We start from the raw sequence: 22,128 nt of genomic DNA on the forward strand, positions 1-22,128 counted from the left end.
ACCGTGTCCACACACCATCCTCACCCACAGTAAACTGCCATCATGCACCCCACCCTCCCGCTCGCCTCATCGCGCGCCGGAGTGGTCTAGGCCTTCCCGTTTCGTACTCATAGCGGGATTTGGGAGCGCTCTCTTTCCCGGGTTGAGTACGAAACGGGTTTTGGGGTGCCCGGGGGACGTTGAGGGTCAGCGGGGGCTCAGATGTGGCCGAGGGCCATGGCGACCGAGGCGGTGATGAGGTGGGTGAGGGACGCCTCGTGCACGTCCAGGTCGTCCAAGAGGAGGCGGTGGGTCATGAGGCCGTCGAAGCCGGCTAGGAAGAACCGGGCGACGTCCTCGGGGGGGTGGGCCAGCTGGACGCCGGTGCGTTCGGCGGCGCCGGAGACGATGTCCGATGCGGCCGCGAGCACTCCGCGCAGGTGCTCGCCGACGCTCTCGCGCAGGCCGGGGGAGCGCACGGCGTAGGCGCTGAGTTCGACGAGCAACAGGCCGTGACCGGGGTTCTCGCGCACGGCCGCCCACAGCTCGCGCGCCATCGCCGTCACCGTCTCGGGGAAGCTCCTGCCCTCGGGCTCGGCCGCGCGGACGCGGGCGATCAGCTCCTCGGAGAGGTGTTCGAGGACCGCGCGGTACAGCTCCTCCTTCGAGCCCAGCGTGTAGTGCACGGTCGCCTGGGCGACGCCCAGTTCGGCGGCGACGGCTCTGGTGCTGCCCGCCGCGATGCCCTCGCGCGCCATCAGGTCGATGGCGGCCTTGATCAGCTGGGGGCGGCGTTCGGCGGCGGAGACGTGGGCCATGCGCTCATCCTAACCGTGTGAGTCGAGCGACTTTGTCGATCGACAAAGTCGCCTGTACGGTGGGTGTCGCAGCCACGCGGACCCAGGAGGCCGACATGACCGTCCCGATTCCCGAGGGCCCCGCCCTGCCGCTGGTCGGCCACCTGTTCTCGCTGCTGGGCAAGGACCAGCTGACCAGCTCGATGGAGCAGGCGCGCGAGCTCGGGCCGATCTTCCGGGTGCGGGTGCCCGGCAACGAGGTGGTGATCGTCTCCGGCGCGGAGCTGGTCGCCGAGCTCTCCGACGACACGCGCTTCCGCAAGAACGTGCACACGGAGCTGGAGAACCTGCGCGACATCGGCGGCGACGGCCTGTTCACCGCGTACAACGACGAGCCGAACTGGCGCAAGGCGCACGACATCCTCATGCCCGCGTTCTCGCTGGGCGCCATGCGCGGCTACCACTCCGCGATGCTCAGCGTCGCCAGGACGCTGGTCGCCAAGTGGGACCGGGCCGAGCACGTGGACGTCGCCGCCGACATGACGAGGCTGACCTTCGACACGATCGGCCTGTGCGGCTTCGGGCAGACCTTCGACTCCTTCGCCTCCGAGGAGCCACACCCCTTCGTCGCCTCGCTCTCCGACGCGCTCGCCCACGCGCAGGCGCAGAGCACCGCGTTGCCCGGCGCGAAGTACTTCCAGCGCGAGAAGGGGCGCAAGTACCAAGCGGACCTCAGGCTCATGCGCGAGGTCGTCGACGGCGTCATCCGCAGGCGCCGGGAGGCGGGTGACGAGCGCACGGACGACCTGCTCGGCCGCATGCTGCACACGACGGACGAGGTGACCGGGCAGCCGCTGGACGACGTCAACATCCGCTACCAGACGATCACCTTCCTGATCGCCGGGCACGAGACGACCAGCGGCGCGCTGTCCTTCGCGCTGTACTACCTGGCCAAGCACCCCGAAGTGCTGGCGAAGGCGCAGGCCGAGGTCGACGAGCTGTGGGGCGAGGACCCCGACCGGACACCGGAGTTCGCCGACGTCGGCAAGCTCCGCTACCTGCGCCAGGTGCTCAACGAGGCCATGCGGCTGTGGCCGACCGCGCCCGCCTACGGCGTGGAACCGTTGCAGGACACGGTGATCGGCGGCAAGTACAGCGTCCGAAAAGGACAGACGCTGCTCGTGCTCATCCCGCAGCTGCACCGCGACCCCGCGTGGGGCGACAACGTCGAGCTGTTCGACCCCTCGCGCTTCGCGCCGGAACTGGAGGACTCGCGCCCGGTCCACCTGTACAAGCCGTTCGGCAGCGGTGAGCGGGCGTGCATCGGGCGGCAGTTCGCGTTGCACGAGGCCCTCCTGGTACTCGGTCTCGTCGTGCACCGTTACCGGCTGGTCGATCACGCGAACTACCAGTTGAAGATCAAGAACACGCTCACCATCAAGCCCGACGGCTTCACCCTGCGACTGCGCAGGCGCACTCCGGCCAAGCGGCAGAGTGCGCCCGTCAAGCACGCGGAGAGCACAGCGGTTGCCACGGCCAGCGGGCGGCTCACCGTGCTCTACGGCTCGAACCTGGGAACCTGCAAGGAGATCGCGAAGGATCTCGCCGAGCAGGGCGCTGACCGCGGCTACACCACCACGATCGCGCCGCTCAACGACGCGGTCGGGAAGCTGGAGGGCCCGGTGCTCATCACCACGGCCTCCTACAACGGCAAGCCGACCGACGACGCCGCTCAGTTCGTGGAGTGGCTGGGCACCCTGGAGCCCGGATCGCTGGCAGGACTGGAGTATGCGCTGCTCGGCGTCGGCGACCGCAACTGGGCGTCGACCTACCAGCGGATTCCCACGCTCATCGACGAACGGCTCACCGCCGCCGGAGCCAGCGCGCTCCTCCGCCGGGGTGCCGCCAACGCCTCGGGTGACTTCGCCTCCGACGTGAACGGCTGGACCGACGAGCTGTGGCGGACTTTGGCACCGGGTTCCACAAAGGACTCCGGCCCCCTCTACATGGTCGAAGACGGGCCGGAGTCCGTAGTGGGCGACATCGCGAACCGTTTGGGCCTGAGTTCCATGGAGGTCGTGGTCGCCGAAGACCTTGTCGACCTGGACCACCCGCTCGCCCGCGCCAAGCGGCTCATCCGGCTGCGCCTGCCCGACGGCGTCAGCTACCGCACGGGTGATCACCTGACGGTCCTCCCGGAGAACCCGGCCGAGTTGGTCGCCACCGCCGCCAAGCGCTTCGACCTCGACCTCGACCACAGAATTCGCCTGCGCACCACTGGGAAGGGGCGCGCCGCCCTGCCTGTCGGCCGCAGCATGAGCGTGCGCGAACTGCTCACCCACTGCGTCGAACTCCAGGAACCCGCCACCGCCGAGCAGGTCCGCGTCCTCGCTGAGCACACTCAGTGCCCTCCGGAACGCAGTGCCCTTGCCGCCGGGCGCACCGTGCTCGACCTGCTCGTCGAGAACGCGAGCTGCGAGCTGCCGTTCGCGCTGTTCCTCGAACTGCTGCCCGCGCTGCGCCCGCGGCACTACTCGATCTCCTCGTCCGCGCTCGCCGACCCCGGCACCGTCGACCTGATGGTGTCGCTGCTGACCGGGCCCCACCGTGACGGCGACGGCCAGTTCACCGGCATCGCCTCGCACTACCTGCACTCCGTCAAGGCCGGAGACCTCCTCCAAGCCCGCGTGTCACCGTGCCGTGAGGCGTTCCGCCTGCCCCAGGACCCAGCGACTCCCGTGATCATGGTCAGCGCGGGCACCGGCCTCGCCCCCTTCCGTGGCGCGATCGCCGACCGCGCGCATTCCGGCCAGCACGGAAACCTGTTGTGCTACTTCGGTTGTGACCACCCCGACGTCGACTACCTGCACCGCGCCGAGCTCGAAGCCGCTGAGGCCGCGGGTGCCGTCAGCCTGCGCCCCGCCTTCTCGCAGACTGAGAAGCGCTTTGTCCAGGACCGGATCACCGCCGAGGGTGAGGAAGTGCTCAGCCTGCTCGACGCCGGGGGCCGGGTGTACGTCTGCGGCGACGGCCGGAACATGGCCCCCGCCGTGCGCGCCGCGTTCCTGGCTCTGCACAAGGAGAAAACTGGTGCGAGCCCGGAGGAGGCCGAGGCGTGGCTGGCCTCGCTGACCGACTCCGGCCGCTACGTCGAGGACGTCTGGGTTGGCTGAGATCACTCTGAAACCCGTTGACACCCCGTTCGCACGTCCATAATTTCGGACTGAAATGTCAGTGGGGCAAATCTATTCGGAAATCGGTGGCAATCTCATGCGTGTGTCGTATCGCGTCGTCTCGGCCGTCGCTCTCGCGGTCGCGGCCACCGCGGTCTGGTCGTTCCAGGCGTCGGCGACCGACGGGATTCCCGGTTTCTACAAGAAGAACGGCAAGGCCTGGTACAACCACGTCACCACGGACAACAGCAGCGTCTACGTGACGTACCGGCTGCACGACGGCGCGGAGCGCACGGTGTGCCTGCCTGCGGGGGCGCACGTCCTCGGCCCGGCGGAGGAGATCACCAGCGCTTGGTACGCGGGAAAGCCGGTGGGCACAGGGTGAGCACGGCGGGCACCTGGTCGGGGGCGCCGAGGCGGAGCAGGCCGAGCCCGATCCCGGCGAGCCCGTTCATCAGCCCGGGCGTCTCCACTCCGCCGGGCACACCGCACGCCCAGCCGTTCTCCGCGAGGTCGTCGAGCACACCGCCCGCGATCCGATAAGTGCGCTCCAGCAACGCGTTGTCGCCGAGGACGCGCGCGGAGTGCAGCAGCAGTTCGAGGTTGCCGAGCGAGCCGTGGCACAGCGAATGGTTGAGGTCGAGGCCGTTCGCGGTCGTGGTGGCCACGGCGACGTCCAGTTCCGCGCGGACCTCGGGCGTGGGCAGCACATCGAGCGCGTGGGCCCTGGCGAGGCCGACACCGGGCGCGCCGTGGCACCACGCGGTCATGAACGACAGGTCCGACACGGCGCGCAGATCCGGCCAATTGGCTTCACTGGGCGAAAAAACGGACCGTTCGTAGTCGAATGCCTGCGAAGCCGCGTGCAGGTAGCGGTCATCGCGGGTGACCCGGAACAAGCGCAGCAGGGCGTGGGCGACACCGGAAGCGCCGTGCGAGAAGCCCGCGAGCGGTGCGGGGTCCCGGTCGTCGCGCCACGAGAACCCCGTGGTGCAACGCGAAGCCAATTGGTCGCCCGCGCGAACAGCGGCGGAGAGCACGCGAGGGCGCACCTCGCGCAGGCCGAGCAGCACGCACAAGAACCCGGCGAGGCCGTTGATGATGTCGAAGCCGGTCGCCCGCTCGGAAAGCCGCAGTGCCAACGCCTCGGCCTCGTCGAGCAGGTCGTCGCGTCGCCAGAGCGCGCCGAGGTGGGTCAACAGGTAGACGGTTCCCGCCTGGCCGTCGAACGCGCCCGTGCCCGGAGCGTCGGACGCGCGAACGGCTTCGAGCACGCGCTCGGCGGTCGCGGTGTGCCGTGGTTCTCCGGTGACGTGGCCGAGGTAGGCGAAGAACAGCGCGAGCCCGGCCAGCCCGTCGTACAGCTCGCCGGTCAGTTCCCGCAGCGACCACGCGCGCTCACCGGCCAACGACAACCCCAGCCAAGAAGCCTCGTCCAAGCGCACGTGGGCGAGGTGATCACCGACCCGCGCCGCGGCCCCGACGAGCTCGGCGCTGCACGCGGGACGAGCGCGTTCGTGGAGCGCGCGCTCCGGCCACTGCGCCCTTCCTTCGCCGAGCGCGAGCGTGGCGAAGGAAGCGCGGATGATCCACGTCTGCCGTCGAACTTGGCTGGCGTCCAACGACTTCACCCGCTCACGTGCCACGTCGAGCACGGCGACGCCCAGCAGGCCGGGGTGCCGGTGGCCGTCCGCGCACCACAGATCGCGCGAGCCCGGCTGCGCGACGAAAACGGGGATGTCGCCGCGTTCGAGATCGCGGCGCTCGCAGTGGAAAACGGCGTTCAGCGCGGGGTTCTCGGCGGCGGAGGTCCACAGGTTGTCCAGGAAGCGGTCCCGGGCGAGGCCGTCGCGCAACAGGTCGGGGTGGGTGGTCTCGATCAGCATGGAGCCGTAGGTCTGCGTGGCCCGCAGGACGCAGCGCACCTCGTCGCCGCCGAACTGGGCGAGCGGACCGTCCTCGGCGAGGAGTTCGTTTCTGTGCGGCGTGATCACGGCGCACATCTGCGTGAAGCCGTCCACGACCTGCTCGATGTGGTCGGAGGAGTCAGCCGCGGTGTCGCCGAGCCTGGCCACGTTGTCCCCGGCCGGGATCTCCACGCTCTGGTACACCACGCGCATCCGATCGGTCCCCGCGTCCTCGACCGTGGCGACATCGGCCGAGCTGCGTCCGCTCGCGCCGGAGGAGAGCCCGGAGAAGTCACCCACCTCGTCGTCGCGCCGTTGCGGCAGCAGGCCGGTTGCCAGAACCGAAGCCCGCGCGTCACGGGGCTCGGCGGCGCCGGACAGGAGTTCGCCGGTGGGGTGGAACAGCGCCTCCAGGTCCACGAGCACGGGGTGCTCGCCGTCGGCGATGATGTTCTCGTAGTGGAAGTCAGTGGCGCACAAGCAGTGCAGCAGCGCGAGGTAAGCGCCCTGGCGGTGGAAGAAGCGCTCGACCTCGGCACGCGTGTCACACCCCCGCGCCGACACGAACTCCACCCAGCCGTGGGTTCCCTTGTCCAGCACGGTGAGCACGCGGAACGGGTGGACGGCGCCCTTGGAGTTGCACCACGCCAGCAACTGCTGGAAGTGCACGTCAGTGGCGAGCGAACGTGGCTTGTGCACGAGCCGCTGTCCGCCTTCGAAGCTCAGCATCGCGACCGAACGGCCACGTCGGTGCACATCGCCGGCACCCGAGTCGACGACGGTCAGCAGCCCGGGATCGATGCCGCCGAAGAACGTCGTGACGAGGTCGGCGCGGTCGGCGGCGAACCTGCCCAGTAACTCGATCGCGGCCTCGGCCCAGTGCCGAGCGGTGGTCACGACATCCCTTGCCAGCACGGGGTATTCGCGCAGCAGAGCCAGGGACGCGCTCCGGTCGCGAAGACTCTCGGCGAACGCGCGGAACCCGTCTTCCGAGGGCAGCCTGCCTTCGAGCCCCGCGACGTGCAGCTCCAGGATCACCGTTCGGGTCAGCCTCGCCATCAGCTGGCTTCCCAGGTGACGCAACAGGGAGTGCTCCACGGCGCCCGGATCGAGCACGTCGCCGAGTTCGTCGAGCCGGGAGCGCACGCGCGCGGCGGCGGCCTCGATGACCGGCTCGACCGCGTACAGCATCAGCGAGGCATCGTCGTGGACAAGCCGATCGAGCAGGCGCCCGTCACGCGGGCGGTCGTAGGCGTCGAAGAGATCGACCACCCACGAAGGACTGTCAGACAGCCGTTCCCGCAACGAATCGGGAGTTTCGGCGAGCAGCGCACGAATGTCCACTTCGGACATTGCATCCTCGGCGAGCCGTTCCGCGAAGCGCTTCTCGTCGCCGTCGAACACCGGCTGCGCGAGCCACCTGCCCACCCTGCGGGCCAGGACCTCGTCCTCAGCAGGGACTTCGACGGGAGCGGGCAGCCGCTCGCGCAGCGTGCACGCCCGGTACCAGTCCGGATCACTGGTCATGATCGCTCCCTTCCAGACGAGGCGGTGCCGGTGAGCCAAGGCCCACCGGCACCGTCTTGTGGCGTCGTCAGCAGAAGCCACCGATGATGCCGGGCTTGCGCCGCGTGGTCACCGTGCAGCACCAGAGGCTGTCATCGGTGCGCATGCCCGCGAAGCTGCCCGCGCCGCGCAGCGCCGAGTCCGGAACACGCACGTCACCCGCGGGGTTCAACAACCCCAGGGCGACCTCGCCGAGGCTCGCCCGGTAGTCCTCGTCCTTCAACGCGCGGACCGTGTCGACCTGTCCCATTTCCTGCCTCCTTTGTGTCCACAATGGAGTAACCGTTCCGATTGCCGGAACGTCTTGGGGGCGTCACCGTGGCAGCACCAGGGCGAGCGGGCGCACTCCGGCCTCGCTCAGCCGTTTCGGCAACCTGGACGCCCACGGGTGTTGACGGCGCTCGAAGCTGTCGCGGTTCTCGATCAGGAACGTCGTGCGTCCAGCGGTACCGCGTTCGGCCCACCGCGCACCGAGTTCGGACAGCACGGTCCGAGTCGCGGCTACGCTTGCCGAAGCCACGGTGACCCGGAAGCCGCTCCGCGTCTCGGGCAGCTGCCGCGCTGCTCGTTCGGCAGCCGCTGTGTCGCCGCGAGCCACCGCGCTGCGCGGGTCGGCGGAAGGCCGCAGCACGGCGTTGCGCAGCAGCTTGGCCATGCCGTCGGTGAAGGCGCGGAAGTTGGGCTCTCCGCTGAACAGCGTCACCCTGCCGCCGCCGAACGGCTCATCGGTGAGCACCGCCGTTCCGCCCAGTTCGCTGGCGCCGACCTCATGCCCGGAGACGAACCAGTCCGGCGAGCCGTACGGCGGGTAGGACGCGACGACGAACGCGGGATTTGCCGCGCGCAGCACCAGATTGCTGTCATTGAGGTGCCACGTGGTCGAAGGCGTGCCGCTACCCAGCGGATGGTTGGTGTCCACGAGCACGCGGATCAACGCGCCGGGAACCTCGCCGGTCGGAGTGGACAGCGAGGTCGAGGTGATCCCGAGCAGTGCGGCGAGCTGGGCGGTCCCACCCCAGCCGACGTAGCGCCCGCCCGCGCTCACCCACTCCCGCAGCGCGGCGCGACCGGCTTCGCCCAGGATGTCGTGGGACACCTGCGCGGGAGCGTCGGGAACCACCAACACCTCGATCCCGCGCAGGCTCTCCTTCGTGACACCCTGACCGGGAACCGTGCGGAACGGCATTCGCCACACGCGTTCGAGGCGGTGGTTGAGCCAACCCACCGATCCGAGCACCGGGTAGTCCGGCGGCAGGAAGCGCAGCACACCGAGCGCTGGCGCCTTCGCGGGCGGCGCCTGCGGCTCCGGAAGCAATGGGATCGGGTACGCGATGGGACTCAGTTCCGCGCCGGAGAACGCGGCGTCGACGCCCGCGAGCAGCGGAAGGCTCCACGAGGAGATGTCGGAGAAGACCGGTGGTGTTGCGTGGTTCTGCTCGCCCAGCATGGCCTGCACCCAGTGCTTCGCGGGCTGGGCCAGCGGAATCCAGTAGCTCCCGGCCGGAACCGTCTCGGCGCGCGCGGGCCTGCCGTGGAGGCGCAGGTCGGGCACCCGCAACGGCGCGGCGAGCTTGTGGATCTCCACCCCGCGCTGCTGCAACCGCCACACGACCTCGGCCGTGGACTCTCCAGCGAAGAGGAAGTAGTTCCGTACCAAAGGGAACCCAGTACCTTGAAGGTGTCCGCGCTTGCCCTGCTCGAACGCTTCGCGGTGCGCGGAGTTCCACGCGCGCAGCAGTTCCACAGGCCGCGCGGCCACCGTCGCGAGCGACATCCACGAGGCCAGGTAGTGCTCGCCGACGCGGTCCGGAACCGGGCTGTCGAGCCCCTTCTCCAGCGTGATGCCCGCCGCGAGCCCGGCGATGCTGTTGGCCGCGTCCAAAGTGCCGGGGTAGAGCAGGTCGAACTCGCGCCCGGAGAACAGGTCGATGCCCTGCCTGCCGAACTCCTCGGCGACGGCCGGGCCGAGCTTCGACTCGCGCGCGAACGCCGGGACCTCGTGGTGGATCGGAGCGGCGTAGGGCGGCGCGAAGTAGCTCTCGCCCTCCATCTCGTGCAGGTCGAGCGCGGCGATCGGGGGCAGCTTCGCCATCGCGGCGGTCACGGCGCGCGTTTCTGGCTGTGTGAGGGCGAACCAGTCGCGGTTGAGGTCGAATCCGTAGCTGTTCCAACGGTCGCCGGTCGCGTAGCCCTCCGGGTTCTGCACCGGGACGATGACCACCACGGTCGTGCTGACGATTGCGCGAGCAGCGCAGTCGTCACGATCGGCCAGATCGCGCAGGACCCGCAGAACCGCGTTGGTGCCACCGGGTTCGCTGCCGTGGACGCCGGCGGTCAACCACACCACGGCGGGCGTGTCCTTGACCAGCCGTTCGACGATCGCTTGCGGAGTGCGAGGATCGCGCAGCAGCCGCAACCGCTCGCCGATCGCCGCGATCCCTTGCGGCGTAACCCTTTCCGGTTCGCCGACCACCGCGTACCGCAACGGCTTCCCGCTCGGGGACTTGCCCAGCGTCGACGCTCGCACGCGCGGACTGGCCGCCGCCACCGCGTCGAGGTACCGATCGGCTTCCGTCAGCGTGAAGGGCCGATCGGTGAAGTCGACGCCGAGCACCGCCTTCGGCGCCGGCACGTCGCCGCGATAGCGGGGCGTCGTCGTGACCGGGTGGCAGGGGCTGTCCGGCTGCGCGGCTCGCGCGCTCGTGGTGCCCAACGAGAACGTCAGCAGTCCAGCACCGGCGAGCACCGCTCGCCGCCGGATCGTCGGTTCGTGTCTGCCTTCCAGCACTCAGCCCCCTCGATGATCTGCACGACGGTACCCATCCGACGGCGATTCGACCCGGAGGGTTCGGTCAATTCGAAGTGATTCGGACTGGAGTGAATGTGATTCGCGATCGCGTTGCTCGTCTCGCAGTGTGGTAATCGCGCGGCCGCGGCGGCACGCGTTGTTTAGTGTGGTCAGGATGTCTGGAAGTGGTGGGGAGAGAAGCACGTGACCGCATCCGCCGCCCTGGAACTCGCCGGTCTGGTGAAGGTCTTCGGGTCGAAGACGGCTGTCGACCACGTGGACCTGGTGGTGCCGTCAGGGTCGTTCTACGGCCTGGTCGGACCGAACGGCGCTGGCAAGACGACGTCGTTGCTGATGGCCGTCGGCCTGCTGAGACCCGACGGCGGGCACGCGCGCGTCTTCGGCGTGGACGTGTGGCAGGAACCCCTGCGCGCCAAGGGGATGATCGGTTTGCTCCCGGACGGGTTGGCGATGCCGGAGCGACTGACCGGGCGCGAGTTCCTGACCTACTGGGGACTGCTGCGCGGCCTTGACCAGTCGACCGTGGCCGCGCGGGCGGGCGAGCTGCTGGCCGTGCTGGACCTGGAGAGCGCCGAGAGCACGCTGATCATCGACTACTCCACGGGAATGCGGAAGAAGATCGGGCTCGCCGCCGCGCTGCTGCACGGCCCCCGGCTGCTGGTGCTCGACGAGCCGTTCGAGGCGGTGGACCCCGTCTCGGCCGCCACGATTCGCGGCATCCTTGAGCGCTTCGTCGCGGGCGGCGGCTCGGTCGTGTTCTCCAGCCACGTGATGGTCCTGGTCGAGCACCTGTGCTCGCACGTGGCGATCATCGCCAAGGGGCGGGTCGCGGCGGCGGGAACGCTGGCGGAGGTCGCCGGGCCGAACGGTCTGGAAGCGCGCTTCGTCGAGATCGCGGGCGGGAACACCGGTGCTGGGGACGGGCTGTCGTGGTTGGCGTCCTGATCCAGCTCAAGCTCCGGTTGCTGCGCAACAGCTTCGGCGGGGCGCAGGCGCTCACCACGGGACTCGGCGCGGTCTTCGGCCTCGCGCTGGCCGCGCTCGGCGTCTGGATCGGCCTGCTCGACCTCGGCTCGCCCTCGGTCGTCGTGGACCTGCTCTGCCTGCTCTTCGCGCTGTGGAGCCTCGGGTGGGTGATCGGCCCCGTCTTCCTGGGCGGCAGCGGCGGTTCCCTGCCACCGGAGTTCTTCGCCTCGCTGCCCCTGCGACCACGACGACTGGCCTCCGGTCTGCTCGCCGTGTCGTTCGTCGGCGTCGGCCCGGCGGTGACAGCCGTCGCGTTCGCCGCCGGGATCGTCTTCGCCGCGCGCTTCGACACCGCGACCGTGCTCGTCGCCGCCATTGCGATGCCGCTGCAACTGCTGCTCGTGGTCGCGCTGTCGAAGGTCGTCGTCGACCTGGTCGGAGCGGCGATCACCTCGACCGCGCGCGCTGTGGTGTCCGCGCTGCCGTGGGCGATCCTCGGCGGCTTCGTCGCGCAGTCGTGGCTGCTGCTGCCGTTGGTGTCGCGGATCGACGGGTTCGACCCCGCGCTCTCGACCGTCCTGCGCCTGTTGCCCTCGGGCTGGGGGATGCTCGCCGCCGAGTCGGCAGCAGAACAGGACTGGCTGAGCGCGGTCGCGGCACTCCTCGCGCTCGCCGTGCTGTTCGCTCTGCTCGTTGTGGCGTGGTCGAAGCTGATCGTGCGGCGCACCACCACCGTGCTCACCGTTCGTCCCGCCACCGCGCGCAGCGCCGACGACGGGTTCGGGCCGCGATCGGGTCTGCTGCGGTACCTGGTGCCCGCTTCGGCCGTTGGCGCCGTCGCGGCCAAGGAGATCCGCACCACCGCGCGCGATCTCAACCGCGCCTTGCTGCTGTCGTACTCGGTGGCCTTCGGCCTGTCCGTGACGCTGGTGCCCCTGCTCGTCGGGGAGCGCGGCTACCTCGCCGCGGCCGGTGTGATCGTGGCGCTGGTGGCCACCACCGGTGCCGCGCAGCTCTACAGCAACGACGGCACGGCGTTGTGGCTGACGCTGATGGCACCGGGTACCGAATGGGCCGACGTCCGCGGTCGTCAGCTCGCCTGGCTCCTGCTCGTCGCGCCCGTCACCCTCGTGCTCACCGTGGTCGGCGGGCTGCTCAGCGGCGCGGAGTGGATCTGGCCGTGGACGCTGTCGCTGCTGCCCGCGGCGCTCGGCGGCGGAGCCGGGATGACCGTGCTCGCCTCGGTGTACGCCCTGGTCCCGCTGCCCGATCCGCGCAAGCGCGCCAAGGGGGCCGCGGGCGGTGACGGCTCCACCGGCCTCATCGCGTGGGCGGTGCTCCCGCTCTGCCTGCTCACCGTCCTGCCCGCGGCGGTGTTCCCGTTCATCGGCACGCTGACCGACAACGCGGCGCTGAGGTGGGTCGGAGTTCCAATTGGTATCGCGATCGGTGTCAGCTGGGCGGTCGGTCTCGGCAGGATGGCGCACAAGCGACTGCGCGTGCGCGGACCGGAACTGCTCGCGCGCATGCGCAGCGGTCCCACAGCCGCACTGCGCAGCTCTGCCGAGGACAACGCGGTGCCGCAGCGACCCGTGCCCGTTGGCAAGGCGGTGCTGGCGTGGCTGCTGTACGTGGGTGGCTTCGTCATGCTGGTGGCCCAGGTCGGCGTCGCCTCGATCCTGGCGGCCAACGACGTCGCGGTCCGAACGTGGTTCGTGGCCCTGTATCTTCCCGCTGACCTGCGGACCGCCGGGCTGATCGCGCTCGCCGTCGTCGGTGTGCTGGCCGTCGTCGGGGGCTGGCTGCTGACGAAGGTGCACGACAAGCCCGAGCGGAAGAAGTTCGGTCTGCCCTGATCTGGAGGAACCCCTGATGCTGTCGCCGACCGAGCAGAACGATCTTCTCGCCGAGATCGCCCGGCTGCTCACGACCGTGATGCCGCCGAGCTTCGAGCTCGCCGAGCTGAACGGCTTCGTGCTCGCGGGCACCTCCGGCTACCAGTTGCTGGTCGACAAGGGCGACCCGGAGAAGATGCGCCGGATGCAGGTCCCCTACGGGCTCGACCAGGTGATGCGCGAACTCCGGCGCGGAATGTACGACCCCGAGCGGGGTTCCTGGTACAGCTTGATCTTCGAGCTGTCCGGGGACGGCAAGTACTCCGTGCGCTACAACTACGACCGTCGGCCCAGCAAGTCGATCCTCGACGACGAGTTCTCCCGCGACCTCTCCGGCTTCCCGCGCGCCGAGGAGCACGTCCCGGAGTGGCTGAAGGAGCTGATGTCCAAGGCCTCCAACGTCTTCGGCCTGGTGCTGGACACGCCGGAGGTGCCCAACCCGCACCGCGTCGCCGAGGCGTTCCGCGATGCCGGCTGGACCACCGAGATGAACGCGGACACCGAGTACGCGCTCACCACCGACTGGGCGCGGCTGAGCACGAAGAACACCCACCCGTTCGTCAGGTTCGCCGGGCGGGCCGAGCTGTCCCGGATCGCGGAGCTGCGCGCCGTGCTCGCCGCGTTGCCGTGGCGCGCGGAGTTCGAGACCTACGACGACCGAGGGCTGCTCATCGAGGAGTTCAAGCCCGCTTGAGCAGGTCGGCGCGCACCGCCGCCGGCAGCTTCTCGGTGGCGTAGCGGAGCGTGACGCGGGGAACCGAGTGCCCGCGCAGGAAAGCGACGAGCCGGTCCTGGTCGATCTTGCCGACCTCGCGCAGCGCGGTGCCGACGGACTTGTGGATCAGCTCCTCCTCGTCGTCCAGCAGCAGTTCGGCGATGCTGAGCGCGTCGTCGACCTCGCCCTGCCGGATGAGCCAGAACGTCGCGGTGATCGCGGTTCTGCGCTCCCAGGTGTCCGACGAGCGGGCCAGCGCGTGGAGCGGGTCGCGCGGCTTGTCGAGCAGGTACCAGCCGATCACCCTGGGCGCCGCGCGGTCGACCAGGTCCCAGCTGTCGATGCGGTCGTGCCGACGCAGGTAGAGCTCGTACAGCTCGCGGCGCTCGGCGTCGCTGATCCGCTTGCGCCTCGCCTTGAAGTCCAGGACGCTGACCGCGCCCATCCGCGCCTCGTAGTACGGCGAGTCCAGCAGCATCTCGACCTCGCTCAGCGGCATGTCGACGAACTGGGCGGCGGTGTCGAAGAGCGTCTTCATCCGGACGCCGATCACCGCGCCGCCGCTGCCCCGGAAGTGCCTGTCGGTCTTGGCGCGCTCGGCGTCGGACTGGAACGCGCGCAGCGTGCTGAGGAAGGACTCCGCCGTCAGGTTCACGGACGCCAGGCGGGGTCGCGGCCGATGAAGGCCATCAGCCGGTCCTGCGCGGGAGCGTCCTCGGCAACCGGCATGGCGGCGCCGAACTGACCGCTGTCGCGCAGCACCTGCTCCATCGGCGCCATCCCGGCCAGCGCGGCGGCGCTGCGCTGCTCGCCCAGCTCCGGCTCGCGGCCCAGTGCCTTGGCCAAGTCCCACGAGTGCATCCAGACGTCCGCCGTGTAGAACCGGTCGATCGCCGTGTCCACCGGCAGGTCGCCGGTGTGCGGGTTGCTCAGCACCCGACCCGCCGGTTCGTCGAGGATCGCCTGGACGTCGGTGACGTGCTGCCTCCACGCGGCGGCCGGGTCGGCGTCCACGTCCAGCGCCGGGAGGTCGATCCCCGCGCCCTTCAGGAAGCCGCGCGACCACTCCACGAGGTGCTTCACGACGTCGACGGCCGCCCACTCCGCGACCGGGCTCGGGCGCTGCCAGTCGTCGGCGGAGGCGGACTCGACCAGGTCGGTGAACCGCGCCGCGTCCTGCGCGTGCTGCTGGGCGGGGCTGGTCATCTGGGCTCCCTTGTCCTCAACCGATGGGTTGAACAGCAAGGTAGATGGGGGTGTGACCGTTGTCAACCCGGTGGTTGCGGAAGATTTTCCGCCCGCGATGTCGATTCCGGCCAGCGTGGTTCGACGTAGTTGTGACAGGGCCGGACGAGCTGTGGGAGTTGACGATGAGGGCAGGACGACGTGAGTGGTGGGGGCTGGCAGTGCTGGCGCTGCCGACGCTGCTGCTGTCGCTGGACATGAGCGTGCTGCACCTGGCGGTCCCGCACCTGGCCGCCGATCTGCGGCCGAGCGGGACCGAGCTGCTGTGGATCATCGACATCTACGGCTTCATGATCGCCGGGTTCCTGGTCACCATGGGCACGCTGGGGGACCGGCTGGGGCGGCGGAAGCTGCTCATGATCGGCGGCGCGGCCTTCGGGCTCGCCTCGATCGCGGCGGCGTGGGCGAGCAGTCCGGAGATGCTGATCGCGGCGCGGGCCGTGCTCGGGATCGCCGGGGCGACGCTGATGCCGTCCACGCTCGCGTTGATCAGCAACATGTTCCAGGACGCCAAGCAGCGCGGCACCGCGATCGCGGTGTGGATGAGCTGCTTCATGGGCGGCATGGTGATCGGCCCGGTGGTCGGCGGAGTGCTGCTGGAGCACTTCCAGTGGGGCTCGGTGTTCCTGATGGCCGTGCCGGTGATGGTGCTGCTGCTGGCCGTCGCGCCGAAGCTGCTGCCGGAGTACCGCGACACCACCGCCGGGCGGCTCGACCTGGCCAGCGTGGTGCTGTCGCTGGGCGCGATCCTGCCGTTCGTCTACGCCCTCAAGGAGATCGCCAAGGCCGGCGTGTCCGTGGTGCCGCTGGTCGTGCTCGCCGTGGGCGTCGCGGTCGGCGTGGTGTTCGTCCGCCGTCAGCGCGCGCTGGCCGACCCGATGCTGGACCTGGGGCTGTTCCGGGTGCGGGCATTCAGCGCCGCGGCGAGCATCGTGCTGGTCGGCGCGCTCACGATGGGCGGCGTTTTCCTTCTGGTGAGCCAATACCTGCAGATGGTCGCCGGGCTGTCCGCTGCGGAGGCCGGGCTCTGGTTGGTGCCGCAGGCCGGTGCGGTCGTGGTCGGCTCGATGATCGCGCCCCGGCTGGCGCGGCGCTGGCGGCCGGAGTTCGTGCTGGGCTTCGGCATGCTGATCGCCGCGGGCGGCATGGTGCTCTTCACCCAGGCCGACGGCCCCGGCGGTGTGGCGTTCGTCGTGGTGGGCATGTCGATCGCGGGCTTCGGCATGGGGCCGCAGGGCGTGCTGTGCACCGAGATGGTCGTCAGCTCCGTTCCGCCGCAGCGGGCCGGTGCCGCGTCGGCGATGTCGGAGACCAGCGCCGAGTTCGGGATCGCCATGGGCATCGCGGTCTTCGGCAGCATCGGCACCGCCGTCTACCGCGACCAGATCTCCGTCCCCGCAGGCGTTCCCGCCGAGACCGCCGCGCTCGCCACCGACAGCATGGCCGGAGCGCTCCAGGCGGCGAGCGCGCTCCCCGCTCCGCTGGCCGAGGAAGTCCTTGCCACCGCTGGGAACGCCTTCACCGCCGGGCTGCACACCGTCGCCTGGATCGGCGCCGCGCTCGTCGTGGTCTTCGCGGTCGCGGGGATGATCGCGCTGCGCAAGCCCCGTCGGGAGAGCGTCGCCGAGCCGGTCTCCGTTCTGCAGAACAGCTGATCAAGCAACGGATTCAGGTAGCGGTGAAACCGTTGTCGCAGGTCCTCGACGTGCCGTTCGGCGGGGGTAACGTCCCCGCCGTCCGGGCACGACAGGACCTGCGAACTTCGGGGAGTGACAATGTCCTTGCGCACGAAGGTTTCCGCTTTAGTTGTCGGATTGGCAACCGTTTCCGGGATGGTCGTCGCCGCACCCGCCGCGTTCGCCGAGGGATGCTGGACGGACCACTACGGCAACAGGACGTGCACGGCCGAGCCCAGTAGTGGTGGAACCGTCAGCCTCCACCATTACGCGGGCAGCAACCAGATGCAGGGCAAGGACAGCTTGAACCGGCTCGTCCACCTCGACCGGTACCGCCGGGATGGCAGTGGGTGGGACGGCCCGCTCGGTATGCGCAACGGAACGACCGACGCGTTCCATCGCGCGGGTACAGCGTGGCGCGCTTGCGTGAACGTGGGCGGCGGCCGCTACCACTGCACCGTCTGGGCCTGATTCAGTCCTCGTAGAGCGCGGCCAAGCGTGGCAGCGGGTACTCCTCCGAGGCATCCTGGTCCAGCTCCGGGTAGCGGATGGTGAAGGCACCAGTGGGAAACGCCTCTCCGGTCACCGCGAGGTGAGCCTCCACGGCGATGCCCAGCGCGTCCTCGCACTCCAACTCCTCCCCGTCGTTCGCGGCAGCGCGGACGACGGGGAGCTCCGCCAACGTGTCGGGGTCGGCGACGGCTCGCTCGAACACCTCGCAGCCCTGCGTGATCAGCCACCCGCGGAAGTACTCGAAGCCGTCGTCGGAGGTCCCACCGTTAATCAGCCGCGCGGCGGCCAGCAGCGGAGCGCGGTAGGAGAAGGCCATCAGGTCCCACAGAACCTGTTGGGCGGCAACGATCTCGCCCCGAGGAAGGGTCGCGATCAGGGTGCTGGCGCCAGCGGCGACCGCGTCTGCGTCCGCCGGGTCGCCGACCTGCTCCCTGACGTCGTCGATCAGCTGCCAGAACTGGTGAACGTCCACAGGGAACAGTGTGCCAGGGTCAGCGGGTGGTCAGCGCCGAACGGGCGGTGGAGATCACCTTCTCCGACAGGTCCTTGGGGATCTGCTGCTCGCTCTCGATCAGCAGCACGCTGGCGGTGTTGGCGTTCAGGAACGCGGCCACGGCGGTGATCCGCATCGAAGGCGGCATGCACTTCCCGCCCGGAATGGCGACGTCGATCGTGGTGACAGCGGCGTCCGCAGTTCCTTGTGCCACCTGTGTTCTGCTGCGCTGGGGCGCACTCGCGGTGCCGCCGGTCTCCTTCGCGAAGGCGTCTGCCCGCTCCGGCATAGCCGTGGTAGCTGGGCTGGCCTTCGCAGGAGTGGAGCCCGTACAGCGTTCCACCGAGCACCGCCACCTTGCCCCGGAACTTGGAGCGGTCCGCTGGCTCAAGCTTCCAGTCAGCGGGCGCGTCGTAGGCGGCGGGCTCCGCGAACGACCGCACGCCCTGCCAACCGGGCACGACGGCGGGCACCGTCTTCAGCAGGAGCCGGTGTGCTCGTCGTAGCCTGTCCTCCGGTGCTGCCACCCTGGTTCATGAGCACGAGCGTGGTCGCCACTCCTGCCACGGCCAGCACGAGCGCGACCAGCCCGACGATCAGCGGGGTGCGGCCGCGCCCGGTTCGGGGAACCTCGCCCGTTCTGCCACATCGACGATTAGAATCCGCGATCACAGCATTCCGGGACGAGGAGAACATGGGCAACCAGTCGCCGCTAGACCCGTTGGAACAGAAGGAAAAGATGGATCAGATCGACGGCCTGCTGAAGAGTGTCGAAGGCGATCCGCTCCAGTTGGACGCGGTGCTGCGGACGTCGTCGGCGGTGCTGAATCTCCACGCGGACGTGGCTGCCACGGCGCTGCGCGCGGGCTACGCGATCTTCGCGGCGGCCATCGCGACGGACGACGTCACGGTGGAGGTCGGCGGGCGCGAACTCGTCCTGGCGGCCGGGTCGACCAAGGAGATCGCGAACGCCGACAACTGGCTCACCACCTGCTTCCTCGGCATGGTCTGCCGCGATTCCACCGTGCTGGAAACCTTGATGAACAACCACATCAAGGGCAATGCCGAGGTCGACGCGATGCAGTCCTACCTGCGCGAGGGCCGGGCCGCCAGCAGGAAGTCCGAAGATCCGACGATCAAGGCCCTGTCGTGGTTCCTCGGCAACCAGCCGAAGTTGTTCGCCGAGGCGCTGACGCGAGCGTTGGAGGACGCGACGGGAGGCCTCGCGCTCGGTCCGCTCGCGGTGGCCTGCGCTGCGTTCGATCAAGGCTTCCCGATCGGGATCGATTCCGGCCTCCTGCCGAAGGACATCGTCGAACGCAAGTGGCGCAACGAGAATCCGGTGCCGTCGCTGGCGGCCGTGAAGCGGACGTGGCGCATCGTCGACCGGCACGAGGCCGACGCGGGCGTGGCCGACCGCGAAGGCGACGCGCTGACCGCGGAGCTGAACGAACTGATCGAGCGGGACCCGGGCCAGCTCCACGTGATCGGGCCGAAAGCGTTGCAGGAGACGGGATACCACCTCATCAACGATGAGCACGGGGCCTGGATTCACACCTGGGACAGCCTCACGCTGGCCATGCAGGCCTACTACGGCATCTTCGTGCGGGCGATGAGGCCCGGGGAGACGTCGGTGCGCCTGCGGGACGACGCGGTCCTGCTCCCGGCGACCGGTGCAACGCCGCACACGAACGCGGACACGTGGCTCAAAGCCATGTACCTCAGCATGATCTGCCGCGACCGCAACCGCGTGAACGACCTCTTGCGGGTGCCGGAGGAGCTGCGGCGCAGCACCGGCACGGACCACGACGAGGCCGTGCACGAGTGGGTCAAGGTGCTGTACGGGTACTGGTACGGCGGCTACAGCATGTCCAAGAGCTCGCTGGAAGCCGTGCCGCAGGACGACGACCTGCTCTACCCGACCGCCGAGCTCTTCTACCAGATCTCCGAGGACGACCAGACCGGGTTCACCGACTCGCTGGCGCGGGCGCTGGAGCGGCACCGGCGGTACTGGACGCGGACCGATGAGCTGGCGAAGGAACCGGAGGGTTTCTTCGCGCTCGCGCCGCTCGCGCTGGCCAACCGAGCAGTGGACTCGGGCTGGCTCCGCGTCACCGTGCGCTCCTCGTATCTGCCGCTGACGCTGCTCAACGGCGGCCGGATCGGTGAAGGAGCGCCGAGGTGATCACCCGAGCAGCTTGACGCCGACGGTGGCGATCAGCGCGATCGCCACCGCGAGGAACACCCGGCGGATGAAGGTGGCACCCCGGCGCACCGCGATCAGGGTGCCCACCACGCCGCCGACGACGTTGCAGACCGCCATGGCGATGCCGAGCCCCCAGAGCACGGTGCCCGCCGGGATGAAGAAGAGCAGCGCGCCCAGGCTGGTGGCGACGTTCACGACCTTGGCGATCGCCGAGGCGCTGAGGAACGAGTGACCGGCGAGGCCCACCAGGAGGAAGACCAGGAACGAGCCGGTTCCCGGCGCGCCCAGCCCGTTCCAGAACCCGATGGCCGCACCGCCGAGCACCGCCACCACCGTGCGCGTGCCGTGCGTCCGCTCGGCCATTCCCAGGTCGGGGTTGCGCACGGTGTGCACCACGACGAGCAGGAGCGCGACCAGCACCACGACGTTGAGCGCGGCGGCGGGAAGCGCTGACGCGCAGGCCGCACCGGCCATCGCCGCGAGGAAGCCCGCCGACGACATGCGCGCCACGGTGCCCCAGTCCATCGGCGTCTTCCGCGAGTAGGTGAAGCCGGTCGCAGCCGCACCGATCGTGCCGACGACCTTGCTGGTGGCGATGGAGTGGATCACGTGGCCGCCCGGCATGACCACGAGCAGCGCGGGCAGCTGGAGCAGGCCCCCGCCCCCGACGATCGCGTCGACGGCGCCCGCCAGCAGCGCCGCCGCGCACAGGAAGAGCACGCCGACCCACGAGACGCCGCCGAAGTCCAGGCCAGCCAGTTCAGGCAACGGCTACGGGCCCCTTCGCCCGCTCCGCCACCGCGAGCAGCCGCTGCGCCGCCGTGCGGATCGCCGCCTCGTCGATGCCCAGCCGGGTCATCGCCCGGACGCTGGTCGGGGTCCGCACCGCCAGGAGCACTCCCTCATCGGCGGCAACGCGCACGAACTCGCTGGCGGGCAGACCGGTCCCGGACACGTCCACCACGAGGACGTTCGTCCGCACCGCGCCGAGCTCGACGCCGAACGCCGGGTGCTGCCCGAGCAGTTCGCCCAGCAGCCGCGCGTTGTGGTGATCTTCGGCAAGGCGTTCGACGTTGTGCTGGAGCCCGTACAGCGCCGCCGCCGCCATCACCCCCGACTGGTGCAGGCCGCCGCCGTAGGCCGAGCGGTAGGCGGTGGCCTTCTCGATGAGTTCCGCCGGGCCGGCCAGAACGCTGCCGAACGGGGCCGCGAGCCCCTTCGCGAAACACATCGAGACGGTGTCGGCGGTGTCCGCGAACTCGGCCAGCGACACCCCTGAGGCGACGCTGGCGTTGGCCAACCGCGCGCCGTCGAGATGGATTGCCAGCGCGGCGTCGAGGGTGTGCTGCCGCAACGCGCGCAAGCTGCCGAGCGGGACCACCCGTCCACTGTGGAAGTTGACGGTGTTCTCCGTGCACACCAGCTTCGGCGCGGCGTACAGCGGCTTCCGGGCCTTGCGCCGCAACGCGAACTCCACCAGCTCCGGGGTGAGGACACCGTCCGGACTGTCCACTGTGTTCAGTGCGACTCCGGCGAGACCGGCGCTCGCGGCGCTCTCGTAGAAGTTGACGTGGTACTTCGTGTCCGTGATGACCTCGTCGCCGGGGCGGGTGTGCACGCGCAGGGCCAGCTGGTTGCTGAGCGTGCCGCTCGTGGTGAACAGCGCGGCCTCTTTCCCGAACAGCTCGGCGCACCGGTGTTCGAGCCGCCGCGTCGTCGGGTCCCCGCCCCAGACGTCGTCGCCCACCTCGGCGTCGGCCATGGCCTTGCGCATCTGGGGGCTCAACTGGCTCAGCGTGTCGCTTCGCAGGTCCACTCGCGCAGACTCGAACAAGAAACCGTCCTGACATCTCGACGCCTGAATGGCCGAATGGCGTTTCGCGAGCCTAGGCAGGGGCCTCTCGCCCTCACAAGCGACCGGACGACGGTTCAGTCTCGGTTGAAACTTGATCACTGGGCAGCCTCAGCTCCGGGACTTCACGGTGAATCACTGAGTAGTTCTGCTCATTATTTGTCGCACATTTGCAATTCGCGTCGCGCGGTGCCCATCATGTGCGCCATGAAGAATGAGAGCCGATTCGCGAGTGTGCTCGGGGCGCCCGTGCGACTCCAGGTTTTCCTCCTGGTCACCGGGCTGTTCGCAGGCTGGGCGTTGACCGGTGACAAGTCGTCGCGGCTTCCGGAGGGA

18 protein-coding genes are annotated in these 22,128 nt (G+C 69.6%); 8 read left to right on the forward strand and 10 right to left on the reverse strand.

Annotated features, from left to right (window positions below; translation table 11 throughout):
• Positions 1 to 197: 197 nt before the first annotated feature.
• Positions 198 to 797, reverse strand: coding sequence for a TetR/AcrR family transcriptional regulator (locus CCN37_RS20850; RefSeq protein ID WP_086823691.1), 600 nt, complete (start codon positions 795 to 797; stop codon positions 198 to 200).
• 95 nt (positions 798 to 892) lie between these two features.
• Here CCN37_RS20850 and CCN37_RS20855 point away from each other — a divergent pair, with 95 nt between their 5' ends.
• A complete protein-coding gene (locus CCN37_RS20855) occupies positions 893 to 3,949 on the forward strand; it encodes a bifunctional cytochrome P450/NADPH--P450 reductase (protein WP_086823694.1) in 3,057 nt (1,018 codons plus the stop codon).
• Between the two features lie 103 nt (positions 3,950 to 4,052).
• A complete protein-coding gene (locus CCN37_RS20860; RefSeq protein WP_143261712.1) occupies positions 4,053 to 4,334 on the forward strand; it encodes a DUF6355 family natural product biosynthesis protein in 282 nt (93 codons plus the stop codon).
• On the opposite strand, the gene CCN37_RS20865 is transcribed toward CCN37_RS20860, so the two are convergent.
• The 3 genes from CCN37_RS20865 to CCN37_RS20875 form a co-directional block, all read right to left on the reverse strand.
• Positions 4,291 to 7,383 (reverse strand): type 2 lanthipeptide synthetase LanM family protein, encoded by a 3,093-nt coding sequence (locus CCN37_RS20865; RefSeq protein ID WP_086823702.1) that lies wholly within the window; start codon positions 7,381 to 7,383, stop codon positions 4,291 to 4,293. The two genes, CCN37_RS20860 and CCN37_RS20865, sit on opposite strands and share 44 nt — an antisense overlap.
• 67 nt (positions 7,384 to 7,450) lie before the next feature.
• On the reverse strand, positions 7,451 to 7,672 hold the full coding sequence (locus CCN37_RS20870; protein ID WP_086823704.1) for a hypothetical protein: 222 nt from the start codon (positions 7,670 to 7,672) through the stop codon (positions 7,451 to 7,453).
• A 63-nt stretch (positions 7,673 to 7,735) separates the two neighbouring features.
• The gene (locus tag CCN37_RS20875) at positions 7,736 to 10,210 is read right to left on the reverse strand and encodes a M14 family zinc carboxypeptidase (protein WP_086823706.1); all 2,475 of its coding nucleotides are present in this window, start codon (positions 10,208 to 10,210) and stop codon (positions 7,736 to 7,738) included.
• 204 nt (positions 10,211 to 10,414) lie between these two features.
• Between CCN37_RS20875 and CCN37_RS20880 the strand changes: the two genes are divergently transcribed.
• From CCN37_RS20880 to CCN37_RS20890, 3 genes are read left to right on the forward strand one after another with little or no spacing between them, the layout of a single operon-like run.
• On the forward strand, positions 10,415 to 11,176 hold the full coding sequence (locus tag CCN37_RS20880; protein WP_086823708.1) for an ABC transporter ATP-binding protein: 762 nt from the start codon (positions 10,415 to 10,417) through the stop codon (positions 11,174 to 11,176).
• Positions 11,161 to 13,053 carry a hypothetical protein gene (locus CCN37_RS20885; RefSeq protein ID WP_086823710.1) on the forward strand — a complete coding sequence of 631 codons (1,893 nt, stop codon included), beginning with the start codon at positions 11,161 to 11,163 and terminating at the stop codon, positions 13,051 to 13,053. Before CCN37_RS20880 ends, CCN37_RS20885 begins: the two co-directional genes overlap by 16 nt.
• A 16-nt stretch (positions 13,054 to 13,069) precedes the next feature.
• Positions 13,070 to 13,786: a hypothetical protein gene (locus CCN37_RS20890; protein ID WP_086823712.1), complete on the forward strand. Its 717-nt coding sequence runs from the start codon at positions 13,070 to 13,072 to the stop codon at positions 13,784 to 13,786.
• On the opposite strand, the gene CCN37_RS20895 is transcribed toward CCN37_RS20890, so the two are convergent.
• A complete protein-coding gene (locus CCN37_RS20895; protein ID WP_086823714.1) occupies positions 13,773 to 14,462 on the reverse strand; it encodes a DNA alkylation repair protein in 690 nt (229 codons plus the stop codon). The genes CCN37_RS20890 and CCN37_RS20895 overlap by 14 nt on opposite strands.
• Positions 14,459 to 15,013, reverse strand: a complete 555-nt coding sequence (locus CCN37_RS20900; RefSeq protein WP_086823716.1) for a TIGR03086 family metal-binding protein — start codon at positions 15,011 to 15,013, stop codon at positions 14,459 to 14,461. Before CCN37_RS20900 ends, CCN37_RS20895 begins: the two co-directional genes overlap by 4 nt.
• Positions 15,014 to 15,177: 164 nt before the next feature.
• Here CCN37_RS20900 and CCN37_RS20905 point away from each other — a divergent pair, with 164 nt between their 5' ends.
• A complete protein-coding gene (locus CCN37_RS20905) occupies positions 15,178 to 16,707 on the forward strand; it encodes an MFS transporter (protein ID WP_086823808.1) in 1,530 nt (509 codons plus the stop codon).
• A 120-nt stretch (positions 16,708 to 16,827) separates the two neighbouring features.
• Entirely contained in the window at positions 16,828 to 17,199 is a 372-nt protein-coding gene (locus CCN37_RS20910) for a hypothetical protein (protein WP_143261713.1), read from the forward strand.
• Position 17,200: 1 nt separating this feature from the next.
• Here the strand turns inward: CCN37_RS20910 and CCN37_RS20915 are convergent, their stop codons facing one another.
• Both CCN37_RS20915 and CCN37_RS20920 read right to left on the reverse strand, forming a co-directional pair.
• On the reverse strand, positions 17,201 to 17,713 hold the full coding sequence (locus CCN37_RS20915; protein WP_086823720.1) for a DUF4240 domain-containing protein: 513 nt from the start codon (positions 17,711 to 17,713) through the stop codon (positions 17,201 to 17,203).
• Between the two features lie 19 nt (positions 17,714 to 17,732).
• Positions 17,733 to 18,023 (reverse strand): hypothetical protein, encoded by a 291-nt coding sequence (locus tag CCN37_RS20920; protein ID WP_086823722.1) that lies wholly within the window; start codon positions 18,021 to 18,023, stop codon positions 17,733 to 17,735.
• Positions 18,024 to 18,473: 450 nt separating this feature from the next.
• Here CCN37_RS20920 and CCN37_RS20925 point away from each other — a divergent pair, with 450 nt between their 5' ends.
• On the forward strand, positions 18,474 to 19,919 hold the full coding sequence (locus CCN37_RS20925; RefSeq protein ID WP_168200768.1) for an immunity 49 family protein: 1,446 nt from the start codon (positions 18,474 to 18,476) through the stop codon (positions 19,917 to 19,919).
• Here CCN37_RS20925 and CCN37_RS20930 read toward each other — a convergent pair whose 3' ends face one another.
• Together CCN37_RS20930 and CCN37_RS20935 are read right to left on the reverse strand one after the other, a co-directional pair.
• On the reverse strand, positions 19,920 to 20,708 hold the full coding sequence (locus tag CCN37_RS20930; RefSeq protein WP_246843207.1) for a TSUP family transporter: 789 nt from the start codon (positions 20,706 to 20,708) through the stop codon (positions 19,920 to 19,922).
• Complete coding sequence (locus tag CCN37_RS20935; protein ID WP_210408132.1) at positions 20,701 to 21,756, reverse strand: low specificity L-threonine aldolase; 1,056 nt, start codon at positions 21,754 to 21,756, stop codon at positions 20,701 to 20,703. The genes CCN37_RS20930 and CCN37_RS20935 overlap by 8 nt, the downstream gene beginning before the upstream one ends.
• Positions 21,757 to 22,128: the final 372 nt, after the last annotated feature.

Origin of the sequence: Allokutzneria sp. NRRL B-24872 (genome assembly GCF_002155965.1) — a bacterium.
In the GTDB taxonomy this organism is placed as follows: Bacteria; Actinomycetota; Actinomycetes; order Mycobacteriales; family Pseudonocardiaceae; genus Allokutzneria.

Coding starts and splice junctions, on each gene's coding strand:
- CCN37_RS20850 (WP_086823691.1), bottom strand. CDS start 797: ATGGCCCACGTCTCCGCCGCCGAACGCCGCCCCCAGCTGATCAAGGCC.
- CCN37_RS20870 (WP_086823704.1), bottom strand. CDS start 7,672: ATGGGACAGGTCGACACGGTCCGCGCGTTGAAGGACGAGGACTACCGG.
- CCN37_RS20910 (WP_143261713.1), top strand. CDS start 16,828: ATGTCCTTGCGCACGAAGGTTTCCGCTTTAGTTGTCGGATTGGCAACC.
- CCN37_RS20855 (WP_086823694.1), top strand. CDS start 893: ATGACCGTCCCGATTCCCGAGGGCCCCGCCCTGCCGCTGGTCGGCCAC.
- CCN37_RS20905 (WP_086823808.1), top strand. CDS start 15,178: ATGAGGGCAGGACGACGTGAGTGGTGGGGGCTGGCAGTGCTGGCGCTG.
- CCN37_RS20900 (WP_086823716.1), bottom strand. CDS start 15,013: ATGACCAGCCCCGCCCAGCAGCACGCGCAGGACGCGGCGCGGTTCACC.
- CCN37_RS20890 (WP_086823712.1), top strand. CDS start 13,070: ATGCTGTCGCCGACCGAGCAGAACGATCTTCTCGCCGAGATCGCCCGG.
- CCN37_RS20925 (WP_168200768.1), top strand. CDS start 18,474: ATGGATCAGATCGACGGCCTGCTGAAGAGTGTCGAAGGCGATCCGCTC.
- CCN37_RS20920 (WP_086823722.1), bottom strand. CDS start 18,023: ATGCCGGAGCGGGCAGACGCCTTCGCGAAGGAGACCGGCGGCACCGCG.
- CCN37_RS20865 (WP_086823702.1), bottom strand. CDS start 7,383: ATGACCAGTGATCCGGACTGGTACCGGGCGTGCACGCTGCGCGAGCGG.